Genomic DNA, 20,635 nt, shown 5'->3' with positions numbered 1-20,635 from the left:
CCCGCTGCGAGCAGCGGGGGCCTTCGACGTATTGCCCGGTGAGAGCAATGGCGGAGGATACGAGATTCGAACTCGTGAGGGGTTGCCCCCAACACGCTTTCCAAGCGTGCGCCCTAGGCCACTAGGCGAATCCTCCGCCGCAAACAATACAAGACGTTGAGGAGTGCTCGCGAACCCGTTCCCCGGGGAGGGGTCGGGGCGGTGCCCGAGGTGGACTTGTGGGGGTGGGGATCGGTTAAGGTGGGCGTCAGCCCCTCACGTGGCGCTATCTGACTGAACTCCCCCAGGGCCGGAAGGCAGCAAGGGTAGGTTGGCTCTGGCGGGTGCGTGGGGGGCCCTTGCGTTTCCGGGTGGTGCGGGTCACGACCGGGGCCGGTTGTCAGTGCGCCCCGATAACCTCGTAGGTGTGTCGTCCCTTGCGCTGTACCGCCGCTACCGCCCCGAGTCGTTCGCCGAGGTCATCGGTCAGGAGCATGTCACTGACCCGCTCCAGCAGGCCCTGCGGAACAACCGGGTCAATCACGCGTACCTGTTCAGCGGCCCGAGGGGCTGCGGCAAGACGACGAGTGCGCGCATCCTGGCCCGCTGTCTGAACTGCGAGCAGGGGCCCACGCCCGCGCCTTGCGGCGAGTGCCAGTCCTGCCGTGACCTGGCGCGCAACGGGCCGGGGTCCATCGATGTGATCGAGATCGACGCCGCTTCGCACGGTGGCGTGGACGACGCCCGTGATCTGCGGGAGAAGGCGTTCTTCGGGCCCGCGTCGAGTCGTTACAAGATCTACATCATCGACGAGGCGCACATGGTGACGTCGGCGGGGTTCAACGCCCTGCTGAAGGTGGTGGAGGAGCCGCCGGAGCACCTGAAGTTCATCTTCGCGACCACGGAGCCCGAGAAGGTCATCGGGACGATCCGTTCGCGTACGCACCACTATCCGTTCCGCCTCGTACCGCCGGGGACCCTGCGCGACTATCTCGCCGAGGTCTGCGACCGGGAGAACAGCCATGTGGACGACGGCGTCCTGCCGCTCGTCGTGCGGGCCGGCGCGGGGTCCGTGCGTGACTCGATGTCCGTCATGGACCAGCTGCTGGCCGGCGCGGGGGACGAGGGTGTGACGTACGCCATGGCGACGGCACTGCTCGGTTATACGGACGGCTCGCTGCTCGACTCGATCGTGGACGCCTTCGCGGCGGGCGACGGGGCCGCGGCCTTCGAGGTCGTGGACCGGGTCATCGAGGGCGGCAACGACCCGCGCAGGTTCGTGGCCGACCTGCTGGAGCGGCTGCGCGACCTGGTGATCCTCGCCGCCGTGCCGGACGCCGGCGAGAAGGGGCTGATCGACGCGCCGGCCGACGTCGTGGAGCGGATGCAGGCGCAGGCGTCCGTGTTCGGGGCCGCCGAGCTGAGCCGCGCCGCCGACCTGGTCAACGAGGGGCTTACGGAGATGCGCGGCGCCACCTCGCCACGCCTCCAGGTCGAGCTCATCTGCGCCCGGGTCCTGCTGCCCGCCGCCTTCGACGACGAGCGCTCGATGCAGGCCCGGCTGGACCGGCTGGAACGAGGCGCGTCCTTCGCCACCACCGGCCCCGGCCCCGCCATGGGGTACGTGCCGGGCCCCGAGGCCCTCGCCCACGCACCGGTCCCGCCCGCCCCCCAGCCGGACGCCGGGCCCGCCGCCGCCCGAGGAGACGCGCAGCCCCCCGCCGCCGCCCCGGCCCCGGTCGCGCCCCGGACCCCGCCCCCCGCCCCCGTACAGGCGCCGCCGCCCGCTGAGGCGCCCGCCGCCGGGCAGCGGCCCGGTGCCTGGCCCGCCGCCGCGTCCGCCCCGGACCAGGGACGCCGGCCCGGCGGCTGGCCCACCGCCGCCGCGCCCGGCCGGGCCTCCGCCCCCGCCCCGGCTCCGGCCCCGCAGAGCGCCCCTGCCGCGCCTCCCGGGCCCGCGGCCTCCGAGCCCGCTCCGGGCATGGCGCAGGGCGCCGGTCAGGTGCGCAACATGTGGCCCGACATCCTGGAGGCGGTGAAGAACCGCCGACGTTTCACGTGGATCCTTCTCAGCCAGAACGCCCAGGTGACCGGGTTCGACGGCAGCACGCTGCAGATCGGCTTCCTCAACGCCGGTGCGCGGGACAACTTCACGAGCAGCGGCAGCGAGGACGTGCTGCGGCAGGCGCTCGCCGAGCAGTTCAACGCCCAGTGGAAGATCGAGGCGATCGTCGATCCCTCGGGCGGCGCCGGGCAGCCCCCGCAGCCCCCGTCCGGCGGCCAGCGTCCGTACAGCCCACCGCCCGCCGCGCCGCGCCCCGCCGCGCCCCAGCCGTACGAGCGGCCCGCCGCGCCCGCGCCCGCCCCGGCCCCGGCAGCCGCCCCGCAGCAGCCGGGCCCCGGCTCCGCCTCCCCGTCCGGGCCGCCGCCCGCGCCCTATGCGGCCCCCGAAGCGCCGAAGCCGGTCGCGCCGGAGGACGACATCCCGGAGGCCGACGACCCCGACCTGGTCGACTCCGCCCTCTCCGGGCACGAGCTGATCGTCCGCGAGCTGGGGGCCACGGTGGTCGAGGAATACACCAACGAGTAGGCGCGCCGGTGGAGCCGCCGCCCCTGTCCACGGACCGGCGGCCGTCAAGGGCCCCGCGCCCCGGCGGCTAGGCTGCACCCCGTGAAGGTCCTCGTCATCGGCGGCGGCGCCCGCGAACACGCCCTGTGCCGCTCTCTGTCCCTCGACCCCGACGTCACCGATCTGTACTGCGCCCCCGGCAACGCCGGCATCGCAGAGGTGGCCGAACTGCACCCGGTCGACGCCCTCGACGGCGTCGCCGTCGCGCGCCTCGCCGCCGAGCTGGGCGCCGGGCTGGTGGTCGTCGGCCCGGAGGCGCCGCTCGTCGCCGGTGTCGCCGACTCCGTGCGCGCCGCGGGCATCCCGTGCTTCGGCCCGTCCGGTGCCGCCGCGCAGCTGGAGGGCTCGAAGGCGTTCGCCAAGGACGTCATGGCCGGGGCGGGCGTGCCCACCGCCCGCAGCTACGTGTGCACCACGCCCGCCGAGATCGACAGCGCCCTCGACGCGTTCGGCGCGCCGTACGTGGTCAAGGACGACGGTCTGGCCGCGGGCAAGGGCGTCGTCGTGACCGAGGACGTGGAGGTGGCCCGCGCCCACGCGCTGGCCTGCGACCGGGTGGTCATCGAGGAGTTCCTCGACGGCCCCGAGGTGAGCCTCTTCGCGATCACCGACGGCACCACCGTGGTGCCGCTCCAGCCCGCCCAGGACTTCAAGCGGGCCCTCGACGGCGACGAGGGCCCGAACACCGGTGGCATGGGCGCTTACTCCCCCCTGCCGTGGGCCGACCCCAAGCTGGTCGACGAGGTCATGGAATCGGTGCTCCAGCCGACCGTGGACGAGCTGCGCAGGCGCGGTACGCCCTTCTCGGGGCTGCTGTACGCGGGCCTCGCGATCACCTCGCGCGGTGTGCGGGTCATCGAGTTCAACGCCCGGTTCGGCGACCCGGAGACCCAGGTCGTCCTGGCGCGCCTGCGGACGCCGCTGGCCGGTGTGCTGCTCGGCTCCGCCAACGGCACCCTGGACCAGCTGCCGCCCCTGGTGTGGCGCGACGAGGCGGCCGTCACCGTGGTCATCGCCTCGCACAACTACCCGGGCACCCCGCGCACGGGCGACCCGATCGACGGGCTGGACGAGGTCGCGGCGCAGGACGCCCCGCACGCGTACGTGCTGCACGCCGGCACCCGGCGCGACGGTGACGCGGTCGTCAGCGCGGGCGGCCGCGTGCTGTCCGTGACGGCGACGGCCGATGACCTGGCGGGCGCCCGCGAGCGCGCCTACGCGGCGGCGGCGCGGATCCGGCTCGACGGCTCCCAGCTCCGTACGGACATCGCGAAGAAGGCCGCGGAGGAAGCGGCGGCCACCCGAGCCTGACGAGTGGCGGTCCCGGCCTGTACCCCGCTGACCCCGTGGCCCTCAACACCTTTGACCAAAGCCATTCCATCGAGTGACGGCTGAGCCATCCGGATGACGCCCGCCGCACCCCCAACTAGGGTGCGGCGCAAGCGTTCCGGCACTTGGCCCACCGGCATTGCGATGTCAGCGGCGGGTGCCATGGTGGGGGAGTGAGCAAGACCGCCGTGGGGGCAGAGGGGGTGAGGTCCAGCCGTGTCCGGTACCGGTACGGGTGAGGAGCCGGGTGCGCGGGCTGCGCGGGCCCGGGCGCTCGTCCTGCTGCGCATCCGCGGCAGGGCGACGGCGGTCGCGCTGCTGCCCGCCGCGCTGGCCGTGGTGCTGTTCGCCGCGGGCGCGCGCGGGTTCGCGGACGGCGGCGGCTGGGACGCGGCGCGCTGGGCCGTGGCCGCCTGCGCGGTCGTGGTCCTGCTGATCGCGGGAGCCGTCGCGCTCGCGGTCGTACGGGCGAAGCCGGCGGTCAGCCCGACCGTCCCGGTCAGCGAGGCGGCGGCGCCCGGCCTCTACCGCCTGGTCCGCGAGCTGGCGGACCGGCTCGACGTGCCCGCGCCCTCGGCCATAGCCCTCACGCCCGACTGCGACAGCTGGCTCGAGGACCGCGTCCATCCGGTGGCCGGCGGCCCCGCCCGGCGGACGGAGGCGGCCCCCGTGCTGGTCATCGGCTCGCCGTTCCTGTGGTGGATGCGGGTCGCCGAGCTGCGCGCCCTCCTCGCCCCGGTCGTCGCGGGCACCAGCGCGTCCGCCCAGCCCGACATAGCCGCCGCCCGGCGCTTCGTCCGGGGCCTGGACGGGGCGGTCGCCGACGCCGCCGCGCCCGCCCGCGGGCCGGTGCGCCGGGCCGTGCGGCTGCCGCGCGTCCTCATCGGGCGGATCGCCCGGATACTGCTGCGCAGCTGTCGCGGTCATGCCGCGGAGATGGAGCGGGGGGTCGCCGCCGCCGCGTCCTCGCGCGCCCGGACGGTGGACTACGGGCTGCGGATCGTCGCGCAGGAGCAGGTGGGCCTCGCCTACGCCGGCTGGGACCGGCTGCTGACCCGGGTCGCGCTGCCCGCCTGGCGGATGGGCCGCTGGCCCTCGCAGCTGGACGCGGGCGTCGTCGCCGCGCTCACCGAGCTCTCCCGCCGTGACCGACTGGCCGAGGGGTACGCCTCCCGGCTCGGTGAGCGGCCCGCCTGCGACCTCCTGGAGGAGCCGGGTACGGCCGACGAGGCGGCGTCCCTGCTGGCGGCCCGGCTCTTCCACGGCGGGCCCGCCGGGACCGGCCCCGACTGGTCCCCGGTGGACTGGCAGCAGTATCCCGACGAGGTGGTCGACCGGAAGTGGCGCTCGGAGGCGGCCCGGCTGCACCACGTCCTGGACGCCATGGGCGTGCCGCCCGCTGCCGCCGCCGGCGGGGTGCCCACGCTGGCCCGCGTGGTCGAGCACCTGGAGGCGGGGGAGAGCGGCGGGGAGGAGCTGGCGGCCGGGATCATCGCCGCCGTGGCCCGCGAGGAGGCCGAGGCGCAGGAGCGGGCACGGGCGACGGCCCCGGGCGATCTGCCCGGCCCGGACCCGGCACCCGGCGGAGCGGGCGGAGCGGGGGCCGCCACGGGCCTGGGCGATGCCTCCACGGCCCCGGGTGGAGCCTCCAAGAGCCTGGCCGGCCCCCTCGGCGGGCCCGGCCCCGGCACGGGCGTCTCCGTCCCCGCCGCCCCGAGCCCCGGCCCCGCCGTCGGTGACGACCTCGTCGCCCTCTGGGGACCCGACCCGCTCCCGCTGTTCCCGCTCCAGCCGCCCCGTACAGGCACCGAGCTGCTCGCCGATCACGTCGCGGCCATGGTCTGCTGCGCCGCCGTGGACACGGCGGGCGCGGCGCCCGGGCTCGACTGGCTCGACGGGCCCACACTGCTGGTCGACGGCGAGCGCCGCGCGGACCTCGGCAGCCCCGTCCTCAGTCTGATCGAGGACGGCGACTCCGGGCCGCTGCGGTCCTGGCTCGCCTCGGTCGGCGTACGCATCGACAAGCCCGTCCGCCTCGTCTGAAACAGGCCCCCGCCTACGCGGGACGCGGCGGACGGGATGGCCGAGAACAACCGCATAACCGGAGTGACGGCTTCCGTTCACGTCAATTCACGACGAACGGTGACGGAGTGCGTGCGTTATGTGATGTGCTGGGGAACGGCGCTGACTGACGGCGCACCACTGTTGATCCGGGGGCCTGAGGGAGGGGGAGCGTGATGGGGGCAGAACAGATCCGTCGGTGGGAATCGGGTGCCCTGGCGCATGCCGTGACCGACCCTTTCGGCCAGGGGCCGCTGCCCTGGCTGCGCGGCAGCGAGAACTACTTCGACGACACCGGCCAGGTCGTGCCCTGGTACGTGGACCCCGCCCTGTCCCGCGGCTCCACCGACGGCGGCACCCGCACCGCCGACGACGTGCGCCGGCAGATCAAGGGCTTCACCTCCACGGGGGCCGCGGCCCCCGGTGAGGCGATCGACTTCCACATCACGGTGGACCCGCCGCAGCAGTTCTCCGTGGACGTCTACCGGATCGGCCACTACGGCGGCGACGGCGCCTCGAAGATCACGACGAGCCCCCGGCTCTCGGGCATCGTCCAGCCGGCCCCCCTCACCGCCGACCGCACGGTCTCCTGCCACCACTGGTGGCTGTCCTGGCGGCTGCAGATCCCCAGCTACTGGTCGATCGGGGCGTATGTCGCCGTGCTCACCACGCTCGACGGCTACCGCTCGCACATTCCGTTCACGATCCGCGACGACCACCCGGCGGACCTGCTGCTCGTCCTCCCGGACGTCACCTGGCAGGCGTACAACCTCTACCCGGAGGACGGCCGGACCGGTGCCAGCCTCTACCACGCCTGGGACGAGGAGGGCCGGCTGCTGGGGGAGGAGGACGCGGCGGTCACCGTCTCCTTCGACCGCCCCTACGCGGGTGCGGGTCTCCCGCTGCACGTCGGGCACGCGTACGACTTCATCCGCTGGGCCGAGCGCTATGGCTACGACCTCGCCTACGCCGACACCCGCGACCTGCACGCGGGCCGGGTCGACCCCACCCGCTACCGGGGCCTGGTCTTCCCGGGGCACGACGAATACTGGTCGGTGCCGATGCGCCGTGCCGCCGAGCGCGCCCGCGAGCACGGCACCTCCCTGGTCTACCTCTCCGCCAACACCATGTACTGGCAGGTCAGCCTGGGGCCCTCGGCGTCCGGCGTGCCGGACCGGCTGCTCACCTGCCGCAAGCGCCGAGGACCCGGCAAGCCCGCGCTCTGGCGCGAGATCGACCGCCCGGAGCAGCAGCTGCTCGGCATCCAGTACGCGGGCCGGGTCCCCGAGCCCCACCCCCTGGTCGTGCGGAACGCGGAGCACTGGCTGTGGGACGCGACGGGTGCCGGCGAGGGCGACGAGATCGAGGGTCTGGTGGCGGGAGAGGCCGACCGCTACTTCCCGCGCACCACGCTGCCGGAGCACGACAACCGCATCCTGCTCGCCCACTCCCCGTACCAGGACGGCGAGGGCGTGATGCGCCACCAGGAGACCTCCCTGTACCGGGCCCCGTCCGGTGCGCTGGTCTTCGCCTCGGGCACCTTCGCCTGGTCCCCGGCCCTGGACCGCCCCGGCCATGTGGACCCCCGCATCCAGAAGGCCACCGCCAACCTCCTCGACCGGATCTGCAAGCGCGCCTGACCGGAGGACCGTCACTCCGCGCTGCCCCGCCCACCCGGACGCCACCCCTCCGCAGCCGGGCGTTCCCGGATACGGGACAATCGGAACGGTTCTTGAACAACGTACGCGGAGGCAGCGTGTCCGGATTCGTAGAAAAGCCCGAGCCGGTGCAGGTGCCGGGTCTCACCCACCTGCACACCGGCAAGGTGCGCGACCTGTACCGGAACGAGGCCGGTGACCTCGTCATGGTCGCCAGCGACCGGATCTCCGCGTACGACTGGGTACTGCCGACCGAGATCCCGGACAAGGGCCGCGTTCTGACCCGCCTCTCGATGTGGTGGTTCGACCAGCTCGCCGACCTCGTGCCGAACCACGTTCTGTCGACCGAGGTGCCCGCCGGGGCCCCCGCCGACTGGGAGGGCCGCACGATGATCTGCAAGTCGCTGCGGATGGTCCCGGTCGAGTGCGTCGCCCGCGGTTACCTCGCGGGCTCCGGCCTCCTCGAGTACAACGCCTCGCGCACCGTCTGCGGCATCGGGCTCCCCGACGGCCTGGCCGACGGCTCCGAACTCCCGGGCGCGATCTTCACCCCCGCCACCAAGGCAGCCGTCGGCGACCACGACGAGAACGTCAGTTACGAGGAGGTGGCCCGCCAGGTCGGTACGGAGACCGCCGTCGCGCTGCGCCGGACCACCCTGGACGTCTACGGCCGGGCCCGCGACATCGCCCGCGAGCGCGGGATCATCCTCGCGGACACGAAGTTCGAGTTCGGCTACGCGCCCACCGCCGACGGCGGCGAGGAACTGATCATCGCCGACGAGGTCCTGACCCCGGACTCCTCCCGCTTCTGGCCGGCCGCCACCTGGGAGCCGGGTCACGCCCAGCCGTCGTACGACAAGCAGTTCGTCCGCGACTGGCTGACCTCCCCGGCTTCCGGCTGGGACCGCAAGAGCGAGCAGCCTCCGCCGCCGCTGCCCCAGGAGATCGTGGACGCCACCCGCGCCAAGTACATCGAGGCGTACGAACTCCTCACCGGCACGCCCTGGCGCTAACGCCACACGAAGAAGCCCCCGGCCGAAAGGCCGGGGGCTTCTTTTCATCTGAGCGGACGACCAGGTTCGAACTGGCGACCTCAACCTTGGCAAGGTTGCGCTCTACCAACTGAGCTACGTCCGCAGGCGCCGAAGCGCGAGAACTACTATACCCATCCCCGCTCGCGTGCGAGACGCACTGCCGCATGGCGGTTCTCCGCACCCAGCTTCGATGCCGCCGCCGACAGGTAGTTCCGTACGGTCCCCTGCGAGAGCGACGCCCGTTCGGCGATCTCCGAGACCGGCGCCCCGTCGACCGCGAGCTCCAGCACCTCGGTCTCCCGGGCGGTCAACGGCGAGTCCCCGGCGGCGATGGCGTCGGCCGCCAACTCCGGATCCACGTAACGGTTCCCGGCCTGCACGGTACGGATGATGCCGGCCAGCTGGCGGGCGCTCACGGTCTTCGGTACAAAGCCCCGGACGCCCGCCGCGAGGGCCCGCTTGAGATGACCGGGCCGGCCGTGACTGGTCACGATCATGGTCCGGCACTCCGGCAGTTCCGCCCGCAACGATGTGGCGACACTCACACCGTCCGCCCCGGGCATCTCCAGGTCGAGCACCGCGACATCCGGGCGGTGGGCCCGGGCCATGGCGAGCGCCTCCGGCCCCGTCGCCGCCTCCGCGACCACCACCAGGTCCTCCTCCAGAGCGAGGAGGGCGGCGAGCGCGCCCCGGATCAGATGCTCGTCATCGGCGAGCAGCACCCGTACCGCGGTCATCGTCATTCCTCCACGAGGCCGGTCCTTCCGGCCCCACCATCACGCCCGGGGCCACTATGGCCGCGGCACACAAACTCATGGGCGCCCGGCGGGCGCCGGGCGTCCGCCGACGGGGTTCCTCGGCCGTGCCGGGCTTCCCCTCGCTCCCGTCCCCCTCCCCGGGTTCAGCCGAGAGCGCCGCCAGTGGGATCGTCGCCGTCAGCCGGAACAGGCCGCCCTTCGCCGGTCCGGCCTCCAGCGAGCCGTCCAGCGCGGCGAGCCGTTCCCGGAGGCCGGCCAGCCCGGAGCCCGGCCCGTCGGGCGCGGACGCGGGCGAGGACGCCGCTCCGGCGGGCGTCGCGCCGTCGTTCTCCACCTGGAGCACCGCGGTGTCGGCGGTGACCCCGACCCGGATCAGGCAGCGGCTCGGGTCGCCATGGCGCAGCACGTTGGTGGCCGCCTCCCGGACGACCCAGCCGAGGGCCGACTGCACGGGCGGGGGCAGATGCCCGCCGCTGTCGCCGGTCACCGCGCACTCGATACCGGCCGCGCTCAACACACCCTGCGCGCCCGCCAGTTCCGTGTCCAGGTTCGCTTCGCGGTAGCCGCGCACCACATCGCGTACCTCCTGCTGCGAGGCGCGCGCTATGCGCTGCACCTCGACCATCTGGTCCACCGCCTCCGGCCTGCCGCGCTGGGCGAGCTCCACCGCCAGCTCGCTCTTGAGCGCGATCACCGCGAGGTTGCGGCCCAGCACGTCATGCATGTCCCGCCCGAACCGCAGCCGTTCCTCCGCCACGGCGAGCCTGGCCTGTATGTCCCGGGCCTGCTCGGCCTGCCACATCACGCTCATGCTCCAGGCGCTGGGTCGGACCGAGATCAGGACCAGCACACAGCCGAAGAGGCTGCAGGGCACCACTCCTGCCAGGGTGCCGCCCTTGATGCCGGCCACCGCGAGGGCGCTGGTGATCAGGGCGGTGAGGCAGACGGACTCGACCAGGAAGCGGCGGACCGGCACCAGGAGCACCCGCGTGATCACGAGGGCCATCGGCGCGTTCAACGTCATGAGCAGCAGCCCCGAGCCCTTGACGCCGTCCACCCCGGCCAGGGTTGCCAGGAGTCCGACGGCCACGACCAGAAGCACCAGGGGGGCCAGCAGGCGCCGCCCCGGAAAGGCGGAGACGCCCAGGTAGTGCCCGTACGACGCGGTGAGGTTGCGATTGCTCAGCAGGCACTGCGCGAGGCTCACCAGGAGCAGCGCCAGGCCGAGGGCCAGCGGAAGCGGTTCATGGCGGATGTCGTGGTGGAAGGGCGTCCCCTGCCAGGCCAGGGCGAAGAGCCAGGGGATGCAGGAGATCGTGAACCGCGAATACAGGTCGATCCGCTCCATCTTGCTGCGCTCCTGCCAGCTGCGGTGCCAGCCCCGTACGCGCATCACGGCCCAACCTCCTTGTCAGCGGCGGGGGTCCCAGCGGAACCACCGCTGCACAGCAAACACGGCCAGCGCCGTCCAGACCAGCCCGGTCAACGCGGCGCCGAGCAGGTCGGTGCCCTCGGGGCCGCCGAACCAGCCGGCCCGGACCAGCGTCATCACGCCGGTCAGCGGCAGGTATGCGCAGACCGTCGCGAGCCGGTCGGGGAATATGTCCAGCGGGATGAAAAGCCCCGAGCCCATCATCGAGACGAGGAACAGCGGCAGCGTCGTGAGCTGGGCGGTCTGCACGGTGCGGGTGATCACGGAGGTGACCGCGGCCAGGCCCGCCAGCAGCACCACGCCCAACAGCAGCCCCGCCACGAGCAGTTCCGGTCGCTCCGGTGCGCCGAGGCCGAAGAAGGCCGTACCGGCGACGACGATCACCGCGCTCTGCGCCAGGGCGAGGGTGCCGGCCGGAAGGGCGGTCCCGGCCAGGATCTCCCCGTCGGTGACCTCGCCGGTGCGCAGCCGCTTCAGGACCAGCTCCTCGCGCCGGGCGACGTAGGCGGCGACGAGGTTCATGTAGACGGCCTGGATGAGCACCGTCCCGACGCCGCCCATGAGGGCCGCTCCGGCGACGGTGAGCCCGGTCCCGTCGAGGTCGACCTTCTCGAAGGCCGATCTCATCGCCATGATCATGGCCGCCGGCATGAGGAGCGCGACGAAGATCGCCGTCCGGTTCCGGGCGAGCAGCGACAGCTCGGCCCGGCCGAGGGCCGCCAGCCGGCTCACGGTCGTCGTGCGCGCGGGGCCGGCGGCGGGGGTGGTCGCGGTGGTCATGGGACGGGCACCTCTTCGATTTCGGCGGCGGACTTCGCGATGTCGAGGAACGCCTCTTCGAGTGAGGCGGAGCGGGCGTCGAGCCCGTGCAGCCGGACGTCCGACTCGGCGGCCCAGCGGAGCAGTCCGGCCAGGGTGTCCTGGAGATGGTGCGTCCGTATCTCGACCCGGGGGCCGTCGGCGGCGGCGTGGAGCTCCAGGGGCAGCCGGGCCGGGGGAACGCCCTCGGGCAGCTCGAAGCGGATGTGGGCGGGCCGGGCGGCGGTCACCTCGGCCGTGGTGCCCGCGGTCACGATCCGGCCGCGGTGCATGATCGCCAGCCGGTCCGCGAGGGCTTCGGCCTCCTCCAGGTAGTGCGTGGTGAGCAGCACGGTGGTGCCGTCCTCCTGGAGCCGGCGCACCAGCGCCCAGGTGTCGCGGCGACCCTCCGCGTCGAGACCGGTGGTCGGCTCGTCCAGGAAGAGCACCTCGGGCCGGCCGAGCAGGGCCAGCGCCAGGTCGAGCCGCCGCCGCTCACCGCCCGACAGCTGCTTGACCCGGACGCGGGCGCGGTGGCCGAGCCCGACCAGCTCCAGGGCCTCGCCGGTCGGCCGGGCGCCGCTGGTGCAGCCCGCCCACATCCGTACCGTCTCGGTGACGGACAACTCGGACGGGAAGCCGCCCTCCTGGAGCATCACGCCTATGCGTGGGCGGACCTGCGCGCGCTCGCCGTAGGGGTCGTGGCCCAGCACGCGGACCCTGCCGCCGTCGGGCCGGGCCAGGCCCTCCAGGAGCTCGACGGTGGAGGTCTTGCCGGCCCCGTTCGTGCCGAGGAGGGCGAAGAGCTCGCCGCGTGCCACGGAGAAGGAGACACCGGACACGGCCTCGAAGCCGCCGGCGTAGCTGCGCCGGACGCCTTCCGCCTGGATCACGCACTCACGGGACATGTCGTCGCTGGTCATGTCTTCAGGTTTCCGTCCGCGGCGGGCCGGGGGCAGTGCGGACTGTCACGACCACTCATGACAAACGTCATGGGTGGTGACGCACGGCCCGGGAAGACACTCGGAGCCTCTGGAAGACCCGGAACATGACGAAGACCCGGAACATGACGAAGGCCCCGGTCGTAATGAACCGGGGCCTTCGTATTCTGAGCGGACGACCAGGTTCGAACTGGCGACCTCAACCTTGGCAAGGTTGCGCTCTACCAACTGAGCTACGTCCGCATTGCACCCACTCGGCTTTCACCGGTGGAGCGAGCACTACTCTACCTGATCCACCGGAGTGGTCCTGCGAGTCGTGCAGAGCGGGTGACAGGAATTGCACACTGCGCCTTCCCCCTGGAAGGGGGATGTTCTACTACTGAACTACACCCGCACGCTGCGTGGGGTTCGGCCTTCCCGGCCTCGCCCCTCGGCGTGCTCCAGACTCTAGCCGACCTGCGGGGGTGTCGCGCAAGTCGGCTCCCCCGCAGGGCCTCCGCCGGCGCCCCGCCGGACCTGTCGCCGGGTCAACTCGCTTCCTGGAACGCTTCGTACACGCTCTTCGGGATGCGGCCGCGGGCAGGCACCTCCATCCGGTGCGAGCGCGCCCAGGCGCGCACCGCCGCGGGGTCGGGTGCGAGCGAGGTGTGCCGGTACGGAACGGGCGCCTTGCCGTGCTTGCCGGCATTTGTCTGCTTGCGGCCGGCCGCCATGTACGGGGCCAGGGCGTTCCGCAGTTTCTTTGCGTTGGACGGATTGAGGTCGATCTCGTACGACTTCCCGTCCAGGGCGAAGGTGACCGTTTCCGCCGCTGCTCCCCCGTCGATGTCGTCGGAGAGTGTGACCACTACGCGCTGCGCCACGGATATCGGTCCTTTCCTACGGCGTCGGCGCGTCTGACATGCGCCGATGCCGGCCTTCCGGCTGTGAGCGCGGATGCGGGCCGACTGGTGTCGGTGCTCCGGGGCAATGCTGCATTCCCCGGTAATCATTTGTACAGCGAGTGGTGCCGCATTGTGAAGCCCGTCCAATTACTTCCGCGTGTCCGCCCGCTATGTGTGCCGCTCGGGGGCATTTGTTTCGCGGCTTTTCCGCCGTCCGGTGATCGCCCGATATCTGGACGTGATCTATCCCGATTGATATCTACCCGCGTAGAATTTCCGGCCAGGTACGCTGAGTGGACCCGCGGGGGTCCGGGGTACCCCCTCCGGAGAAACAGCCGCACCACACCACCACACCGGGAGTGCCAGTGGCACGCGTCGTAGTCGACGTCATGCTCAAGCCCGAGATCCTCGACCCGCAGGGACAGGCGGTGCAGCGCGCACTGCCCCGTCTCGGCTTCGAGGGAATCGCGGACGTACGTCAGGGAAAGCGTTTCGAGCTGCAGGTCGAGGGGCCGGTCGATGACGCCGCCCTCGCCCGTATTCACGAGATGGCGGAGACGTTCCTCGCCAACACCGTGATCGAGGACTTCACCGTCAAGGTGGAGAACGCCGAGGAGTCGAAGTGACTGCTCGTATCGGAGTCGTCACTTTCCCGGGCACGCTCGATGACCAGGACGCCCTGCGGGCCGTTCGCGTCGCGGGCGCGGAACCCGTATCGCTGTGGCACCGCGACAAGGACCTGCACCAGGTCGACGCGGTGATCCTGGCGGGCGGTTTCTCGTACGGCGACTATCTGCGCGCCGGAGCCATCTCCCGGTTCTCGCCGGTCATGGAGACGGTGATCGAGCAGGCGAAGGCGGGCATGCCGGTCCTCGGCATCTGCAACGGCTTCCAGATCCTGACCGAGGCGCACCTGCTGCCCGGCGCGATGCTGCGCAACAACCACCTGCACTTCATCTGCCGCGACCAGACCCTGCGCGTCGAGAACGCGGAGACCGCCTGGACCTCGGACTACTCCGTGGGCCAGGAGATCTCCGTACCGCTCAAGAACATGGACGGCCGCTACACCGCCGACGAGCACACGCTCGACGCGCTGGAGGCCGAGGGCCGCGTCGCCTTCCGGTACGTGGGCCACAACCCGAACGGGTCGCTGCGCGACATCGCCGGCATCACCAACGCCGCGGGCAACGTCGTCGGTCTGATGCCGCACCCGGAGCACGCCGTGGAGCCGCTGATCGGCACCGGTCGCACCGACGGTCTCGGTTTCTTCACCTCGATCATCAAGAAGCTGGTCAACGCATGAGCCTGGACACGGTCAAGCACGCGGCCGAAACCCCGGACACCGCGCAGCCCTGGAAGGAACTCGGCCTCAAGGAGGACGAGTACGCCCGCATCCGCGAGATCCTGGGCCGGCGCCCCACCGGAGCCGAGCTCGCCATGTACTCGGTGATGTGGTCCGAGCACTGCTCGTACAAGAGCAGCAAGGTCCACCTCAAGCAGTTCGGCGAGAAGGTCCCCGCCAACGACGCCATGCTCGTCGGCATCGGGGAGAACGCCGGCGTGGTCGACGTCGGTCAGGGGTACGCGGTCACCTTCAAGGTCGAGTCGCACAACCACCCCTCGTACATCGAGCCCTACCAGGGCGCGGCGACCGGCGTCGGCGGCATCGTCCGCGACATCCTCGCCATGGGCGCCCGCCCGGTCGCCGTCGTGGACCCGCTGCGCTTCGGTGCGGCCGACCACCCGGACACCAAGCGGGTCCTGCCGGGTGTGGTCGCGGGTATCGGCGGGTACGGCAACTGCCTGGGCCTGCCGAACATCGGCGGCGAGGTCGTTTTCGACGCCTGCTATCAGGGAAACCCGCTCGTCAACGCCGGCTGCATCGGTGTGATGAAGCACGAGGACATCCACCTCGCGAAGGCCTCCGGCCCCGGCAACAAGGTCATCCTGTACGGCGCCCGCACCGGTGGTGACGGCATCGGCGGCGTCTCCGTGCTGGCCTCGGAGACCTTCGAGTCGACCGGTCCGGCCAAGCGCCCGGCCGTCCAGGTCGGCGACCCGTTCCAGGAGAAGCTCCTCATCGAGTGCACCCTGGAGATCTTCAAGGAGAAGCTCGTCGCGGGCATCCAGGACCTCGGCGGTGCCGGGCTCTCCTGCGCCACGTCCGAGCTGGCCTCCGCGGGCTCCGGCGGCATGCGCGTCGAGCTGGACACCGTGCCGCTGCGCGACTCCTCCCTCTCGCCCGAGGAAATCCTCATGAGCGAGTCGCAGGAGCGCATGTGCGCCATCGTCGAGCCGCAGCACGTCGACCGCTTCCTGGAGATCTGCGAGAAGTGGGACGTCATCGCCACCGTCATCGGTGAGGTGACCGAGGGCTCGCAGTTGGAGATCTTCTGGCACGGCGAGCAGATCGTGGACGTGCCGCCGCGGTCCGTCGCCCACGAGGGCCCGACGTACCACCGCCCGTTCGCGCGCCCGTCCTGGCAGGACGCGCTCCAGGCCGACGACGCCGGCAAGCTGGCCCGCCCGGCGAACGGCGCGGAGCTGCGCGAGCAGGTCCTTAAGCTGGTCGCCTCGCCGAACCAGGCGTCGAAGTCCTGGATCACGGATCAGTACGACCGGTTCGTCCAGGGCAACACCGTGCTCGCGATGCCCGAGGACGCCGGCATGGTCCGCATCGACGAGGAGTCCAACCTCGGCGTGGCCATGGCGACCGACGGCAACGGCCGGTACGCGAAGCTCGACCCGTACACCGGTGCGCAGCTGGCGCTGGCGGAGTCGTACCGGAATGTCGCCGCGACCGGTGCCAAGCCGCTCGCGATCTCGGACTGCCTGAACTTCGGTTCGCCCGAGGACCCGGACGTCATGTGGCAGTTCGCCGAGGCCACCCGCGGTCTCGCGGACGGCTGCCTGGAGCTGGGGACCCCGGTCACCGGCGGCAACGTCTCGCTGTACAACCAGACCGGTGAGACGGCGATCCACCCGACGCCGGTCGTGGCCGTGCTCGGTGTGATCGACGACGTCACGCGGCGTACGCCGGTCGCCTTCGGGGAAGAGGGCCAGCTCCTCTACCTGCTGGGTGACACGCATGAGGAGTTCGGCGGTTCGGCCTGGTCCGAGGTCGTCCACAACCACCTCGGCGGGATGCCGCCCAAGGTGGACCTGGGCCGCGAGAAGCTGCTCGCCGAGATCCTGATCTCGGCCTCCCGCGACGGCATGATCGACGCGGCGCACGACCTGTCGGACGGCGGTCTGATCCAGGCGGTCACCGAGTCCTGCCTGCGTGGCGGGAAGGGTGCCCGGCTGGTCGTGCCGGACGGGCTCGACGCGTTCACGCTGCTGTTCTCCGAGTCCGCGGGCCGCGCGGTCGTCTCGGTGCCGCGCAGCGAGGAGCTGCGGTTCAACGACATGTGCGGGGCGCGCGGTCTGCCCGTGACCCGCATCGGTGTCGTGGACGGCGACGCGATCGAGATCCAGGGCGAGTTCAGCATCCCGCTGAGCGAGCTGCGCACGGCGCACGAGGAGACGATCCCGGCGCTGCTCGCGTAGTTCCCGGACAGCACACGCCGAAACCCCCGACCGGTTCCGCCCGGTCGGGGGTTTTCGCGTGGTGCGTACGGGGAAGCGCGGGGCCTCGGCGGGGGTTCGGCCCTTGCTCGTACGGGGAAGAGTCAGGCCCTCGTACGGGTGCCGGGCAGCCGGATCGCCAGGACCAGGGCGAGGAGCATCGCGCCGGTGGCGCAGGCGAAGACCACGTCCGCCGAGGAGACGAAGGCGTCCAGGGCCTGGTCGCGGGCGGTCCCGGTGAGGCGGGCGATGTCACTGGTCGTTCCGCCGGGGCCCTTGGCGGCGTAGACCCTGGTGAGTACGGCTCCGAAGAGCGAGGCTCCCAGGGCGGTGCCGAGGGTCTGGAAGAAGCGGACACCGGTGGTGGCGACGCCCAGCTGGGCCGGCGGGGCGGTGTCCTGGACGAGCTGGATCAACTGACCGATGAGCTGGCCGAAGCCGATCCCCATGAGCAGCAGCGCGCCGCGCACGGTCCACAGGCCGGTGTCCGTGTCGAGCGTGGTCAGCAGGGCGAGGGCGGCCGAGGCGAAGACCGTGCCGCTGATGACGAAGGTCTTCTGCGACCAGCCCGCCGCGACCAGGCGCCCCGAGACGAGCCCGACGACGGTCATGCCGATCGCCATCGGGACCAGGAAGAGACCGGCCGAGGTGGCGGCGACTCCGCGGACCACCTGGAGGTAGATCATCACGTAGACGATCGACCCCATCATCGCGACGCCCACGAGCCCCTGGACCGCGAAGCCGTACCGCATGGTCCGCAGGCGGAAGAGCGAGAGCGGCAGGATCGGTTCGGCGGCCGTGGCCTGGCGCCACAGGAACAGGCCGAGCGCGGCGGCGGCGGCGACGGCGAGGCCGATGACGACCGGCGAGGTCCACGCGTAGTCCTCGCCGCCCCACTCGGTGACCAGGAGCAGCGCGGTGGAGAACGCGGCGGCGAGACCGGCGCCGAGGAAGTCGATGCGGTGGCGCGTCGTGCGGACGGGGAGCTTCACCACGACGACCGCGGCGATCAGGACGGCGATGCCGACGGGCAGGTTGACGTAGAAGATCCAGCGCCAGCCCGCGTGGTCGGCCAGGGCACCGCCCAGCCAGGGGCCGAGCGCCATGCCCGCACCGGCGATGATCCCGCCGATGCTGCCCTTCTTGTCGCCGCCCTTGGCCTTCTTCTCGGCCTTGCCCTCCTTCGCCCCGGCCGCCGCGCCGAGCTGGTGGAGGACGACCATGGTGACGCTCATCAGCCCGCCGCCGCCAATGCCCTGGAAGGCGCGTGCGGCGATCAGCTCGCCCATGGACTGGGCCATTCCGCAGAGTGCGGACCCGGTGAGGAAGGTGGCGAGCGCCCCGATGAAGACCTTCTTCGAGCCCAGGGAGTCGCAGAGCTTGCCGTACAGGGGCAGTGCGGCGGTCGCGGCGAGCTGGTAGGCGGCGATCAGCCATGGGATCCGGTCGACGCCGTGGACCGGATCCAGATCGCGGACGATCGGGACGGTCGCCGAGGACACGATGTTCGAGTCCAGCACCGCCAGCAGGATCGTGACGATGCAGAGCACCAGGGCGATCGTGGCGCTCCGGCCGTCGGCGGGCTGTTCGGCCGCGGTCGTCTGCCGCGGTGCGGGTGCGGTGGCTGTTCCGGGCATGGCTGGGGTCCCCCCTGCTGAGCGGCGCTGACGCGCACCGCTGTGGTGGGCCTCATCGTTCCCGAGATAAATGTACCGAGTCAAGTTTTCGTCCAGGATTAATTTTCATCCTGGTACAGTGAGGACATGACTGAGGGGATGGGCTTGCGCGAGCGCAAGAAGAGGGAAACCCGGCGGCGGCTGCTGGAGACGGCCACCAAGCTCTTCTCCGAGCGCGGGTTCGATCAGGTGTCCGTCGCGGAGATCGCCGACGCGGCCGATGTGTCGAAGATGACCGTCTTCAACTACTTCGACAGCAAGGAAGACCTGGTCTTCGCGCCCTTGGAGGAGCATGTCGGCGACGCCGCCCGGATCGTGCGGGAGCGCACGCCCGGTGAATCGGTGGTCGCGGCGCTGCGCCGGCAGTTCGTGGAGGCCGTCGAGCGCCACGATCCGTCGGTGGGGATGGGCGACCAGCCGTTGGCGCTGGGCATCGTACGGCTCATCGTGGAGACGCCCGCCCTGCTCACGCGCGCCCACTCCTTCTTCGTGCGCACCCAGGACCAGCTCACCGAGGCCCTGATCGAGGAGGGCGAGGAGCCGGTCATCGCGCGCATCGTCGCTTCCCAGCTCCTCGGTACGCGAAACGCGCTGCTCACCGAGAACCGCAGGCGCCTGCTGGCAGGCGAACCGGCCACCGCGGTCGTCCCCGACGCCGTGGCCCTCGCCCACCGGGGCTTCGACCTGCTGGAGAAGGGCCTCGGCGACTACGCGACGCGCACCTGACCCCGAGGGCTCGGCGCACGCGGGGCGGACGCCCTGTCAGTCCCGCGTCGTAGGCTCGCCGGCATGCCGCCCTCGCAGAAGCGCCCTCGCCGCTACGACCCGGCCAGGACCCGCACCGCTGTCCTCGCCCAGTTCGCCCATGTCCGGGACGCCGTGCGCACGCTGACCCCGCAGCAGCTCGCCGCGCCGAGCGGACTCGGTGACTGGACGGTGCGCGAGCTCGCCGCGCACATCACCATGGCCCTCTCGCACGTCAGCCGGACGCTTGAGCTTTCCGCCCCGGCCCTCGCCAAACCCGAGGTGTCGCTCCTGGAGTGGCCGTTCACCACAGCGGCCCGCGCCCCCCGGATCGCCGACGACACCGCCGAACGGGCCGCCGCCGCCCCCGACCTGGACGCGCTCTACGCGGAGGCCGGCGCCCGCTTCGAGGACCTGGTGCCCGGCGCCTCCGAGGACCGGCTGCTGGCCACCCGGGTCGGGGCGATGCGCCTCGGCGACTTCCTGGTCACCCGCACCGTCGAGCTGGTCGTCCACACCTGGGACCTCAACGAGGCGACCGGGCTCTCCGTCCCGTACGACCGGCAGGCGCTCGCCGCGTGCAGCAGGCTTCTCGCCGACGCGCTGGCCGAGAGGGCGCCCGGCGGATCGGTCGAGGTCCGGGTGCCGCCGTTCGCGGTGGTCCAGTGCGTCCAGGGGCCGCGTCACACCCGGGGCACTCCGCCCAACGTCGTGGAGACCGACCCGCTCACCTGGATACGGCTCGCGACCGGGCGCACGGAGTGGGCGCGTGAGGTCGAAGCGGCGAAGGTCGCCGCGAGCGGCGAGCGCGCCGATCTCTCCGAGTTGCTGCCGCTGATGGGCTGAGCCCACCCCGGGCGCCCGGCGGGTGCCCCGAGATACCGCATACCGGGCGCCCGCGGTGTGAGGCTCGCCACGAAACGACCGGTCGGGCTGGTCCTCTCCGCCGCCCGGGGACCGGCTCACACAGTGCCACCACGGGCCTTCTCAACGGCTCTGCCGGGTGGCCGGAACCTGTCGGTGAACGGCCCGTGATCCGGGCGTCGCCTGCCCTCCGGCGGTTGCCGCGCGTAGATCGGGGAAGGGGCGCAATGACTGTGCGTGACTGTTCCGAGGGGTCCGGCAGCGTGCTCCGAAGGCGCTTC

At 72.1% G+C, this 20,635-nt stretch carries 16 protein-coding genes, 4 tRNA genes and 1 other RNA gene; 11 read left to right on the top strand and 10 right to left on the bottom strand.

Annotated elements, in window-relative coordinates; all coding sequences use genetic code 11:
* Nucleotides 1-48: 48 nt before the first annotated feature.
* A tRNA-Ser gene (locus tag ACLQ2N_RS33970) sits at nt 49-136 on the bottom strand.
* A 111-nt stretch (nt 137-247) separates the two neighbouring features.
* On the opposite strand from ACLQ2N_RS33970, the gene ffs reads away from it, so the two are divergent.
* From ffs to ACLQ2N_RS33940, 6 genes are all read left to right on the top strand, one after another.
* Nucleotides 248-342: signal recognition particle sRNA small type (gene ffs, locus ACLQ2N_RS33965), an RNA gene on the top strand.
* Between the two features lie 64 nt (nt 343-406).
* Entirely contained in the window at nt 407-2,569 is a 2,163-nt protein-coding gene (locus ACLQ2N_RS33960) for a DNA polymerase III subunit gamma and tau (RefSeq protein ID WP_425819296.1), read from the top strand.
* 81 nt (nt 2,570-2,650) lie between these two features.
* Nucleotides 2,651-3,919, top strand: a complete 1,269-nt coding sequence (gene purD, locus ACLQ2N_RS33955; RefSeq protein ID WP_425819294.1) for a phosphoribosylamine--glycine ligase — start codon at nt 2,651-2,653, stop codon at nt 3,917-3,919.
* Nucleotides 3,920-4,153: 234 nt separating this feature from the next.
* Nucleotides 4,154-5,980, top strand: coding sequence for a hypothetical protein (locus ACLQ2N_RS33950; RefSeq protein ID WP_425819292.1), 1,827 nt, complete (start codon nt 4,154-4,156; stop codon nt 5,978-5,980).
* 194 nt (nt 5,981-6,174) lie between these two features.
* Nucleotides 6,175-7,638 (top strand): N,N-dimethylformamidase beta subunit family domain-containing protein, encoded by a 1,464-nt coding sequence (locus ACLQ2N_RS33945; RefSeq protein ID WP_425819392.1) that lies wholly within the window; start codon nt 6,175-6,177, stop codon nt 7,636-7,638.
* A gap of 116 nt (nt 7,639-7,754) precedes the next feature.
* Nucleotides 7,755-8,669, top strand: coding sequence for a phosphoribosylaminoimidazolesuccinocarboxamide synthase (locus ACLQ2N_RS33940; RefSeq protein ID WP_425819290.1), 915 nt, complete (start codon nt 7,755-7,757; stop codon nt 8,667-8,669).
* 51 nt (nt 8,670-8,720) lie between these two features.
* Here ACLQ2N_RS33940 and ACLQ2N_RS33935 read toward each other — a convergent pair.
* The 8 genes from ACLQ2N_RS33935 to ACLQ2N_RS33900 all read right to left on the bottom strand — a co-directional run bounded on the left by ACLQ2N_RS33935 (nt 8,721) and on the right by ACLQ2N_RS33900 (nt 13,482).
* Nucleotides 8,721-8,793: transfer RNA gene (locus ACLQ2N_RS33935), tRNA-Gly, on the bottom strand.
* A gap of 22 nt (nt 8,794-8,815) precedes the next feature.
* Nucleotides 8,816-9,427 carry a response regulator gene (locus tag ACLQ2N_RS33930; RefSeq protein ID WP_425819288.1) on the bottom strand — a complete coding sequence of 204 codons (612 nt, stop codon included), beginning with the start codon at nt 9,425-9,427 and terminating at the stop codon, nt 8,816-8,818.
* Nucleotides 9,396-10,841 (bottom strand): sensor histidine kinase, encoded by a 1,446-nt coding sequence (locus ACLQ2N_RS33925; protein ID WP_425819390.1) that lies wholly within the window; start codon nt 10,839-10,841, stop codon nt 9,396-9,398. Before ACLQ2N_RS33925 ends, ACLQ2N_RS33930 begins: the two co-directional genes overlap by 32 nt.
* Nucleotides 10,842-10,859: 18 nt before the next feature.
* A complete protein-coding gene (locus ACLQ2N_RS33920) occupies nt 10,860-11,660 on the bottom strand; it encodes an ABC transporter permease (protein WP_425819286.1) in 801 nt (266 codons plus the stop codon).
* Complete coding sequence (locus ACLQ2N_RS33915) at nt 11,657-12,601, bottom strand: ABC transporter ATP-binding protein (RefSeq protein ID WP_425819284.1); 945 nt, start codon at nt 12,599-12,601, stop codon at nt 11,657-11,659. The genes ACLQ2N_RS33920 and ACLQ2N_RS33915 overlap by 4 nt, the downstream gene beginning before the upstream one ends.
* Nucleotides 12,602-12,789: 188 nt before the next feature.
* A tRNA-Gly gene (locus ACLQ2N_RS33910) sits at nt 12,790-12,862 on the bottom strand.
* Between the two features lie 79 nt (nt 12,863-12,941).
* A tRNA-Gly gene (locus ACLQ2N_RS33905) sits at nt 12,942-13,013 on the bottom strand.
* Between the two features lie 133 nt (nt 13,014-13,146).
* Nucleotides 13,147-13,482, bottom strand: coding sequence for a histone-like nucleoid-structuring protein Lsr2 (locus ACLQ2N_RS33900; RefSeq protein WP_425819282.1), 336 nt, complete (start codon nt 13,480-13,482; stop codon nt 13,147-13,149).
* A gap of 386 nt (nt 13,483-13,868) precedes the next feature.
* On the opposite strand from ACLQ2N_RS33900, the gene purS reads away from it, so the two are divergent.
* Genes purS through purL form a run of 3 tightly spaced genes read left to right on the top strand, consistent with a single transcriptional unit; the run spans nt 13,869 to nt 17,052 of the window.
* The gene (purS, locus tag ACLQ2N_RS33895) at nt 13,869-14,129 is read left to right on the top strand and encodes a phosphoribosylformylglycinamidine synthase subunit PurS (protein ID WP_018101738.1); all 261 of its coding nucleotides are present in this window, start codon (nt 13,869-13,871) and stop codon (nt 14,127-14,129) included.
* Nucleotides 14,126-14,806: a phosphoribosylformylglycinamidine synthase subunit PurQ gene (purQ, locus tag ACLQ2N_RS33890; protein ID WP_425819280.1), complete on the top strand. Its 681-nt coding sequence runs from the start codon at nt 14,126-14,128 to the stop codon at nt 14,804-14,806. Before purS ends, purQ begins: the two co-directional genes overlap by 4 nt.
* Nucleotides 14,803-17,052, top strand: a complete 2,250-nt coding sequence (purL, locus tag ACLQ2N_RS33885) for a phosphoribosylformylglycinamidine synthase subunit PurL (RefSeq protein ID WP_425819278.1) — start codon at nt 14,803-14,805, stop codon at nt 17,050-17,052. The genes purQ and purL overlap by 4 nt, the downstream gene beginning before the upstream one ends.
* Before the next feature lie 122 nt (nt 17,053-17,174).
* On the opposite strand, the gene ACLQ2N_RS33880 is transcribed toward purL, so the two are convergent.
* A complete protein-coding gene (locus ACLQ2N_RS33880) occupies nt 17,175-18,707 on the bottom strand; it encodes an MFS transporter (RefSeq protein ID WP_425819276.1) in 1,533 nt (510 codons plus the stop codon).
* Nucleotides 18,708-18,833: 126 nt separating this feature from the next.
* Between ACLQ2N_RS33880 and ACLQ2N_RS33875 the strand changes: the two genes are divergently transcribed.
* The gene (locus ACLQ2N_RS33875) at nt 18,834-19,472 is read left to right on the top strand and encodes a TetR/AcrR family transcriptional regulator (protein WP_425819274.1); all 639 of its coding nucleotides are present in this window, start codon (nt 18,834-18,836) and stop codon (nt 19,470-19,472) included.
* Between the two features lie 63 nt (nt 19,473-19,535).
* Entirely contained in the window at nt 19,536-20,336 is an 801-nt protein-coding gene (locus tag ACLQ2N_RS33870; protein ID WP_425819272.1) for a sterol carrier family protein, read from the top strand.
* Nucleotides 20,337-20,635: the final 299 nt, after the last annotated feature.

The organism is Streptomyces sp. DT224, assembly GCF_049844595.1.
Classification (GTDB): Bacteria; Actinomycetota; Actinomycetes; order Streptomycetales; family Streptomycetaceae; genus Streptomyces.
Note: the sequence above shows the minus strand (reverse complement) of the source record. Positions and strands in the feature narration are given on the sequence as shown.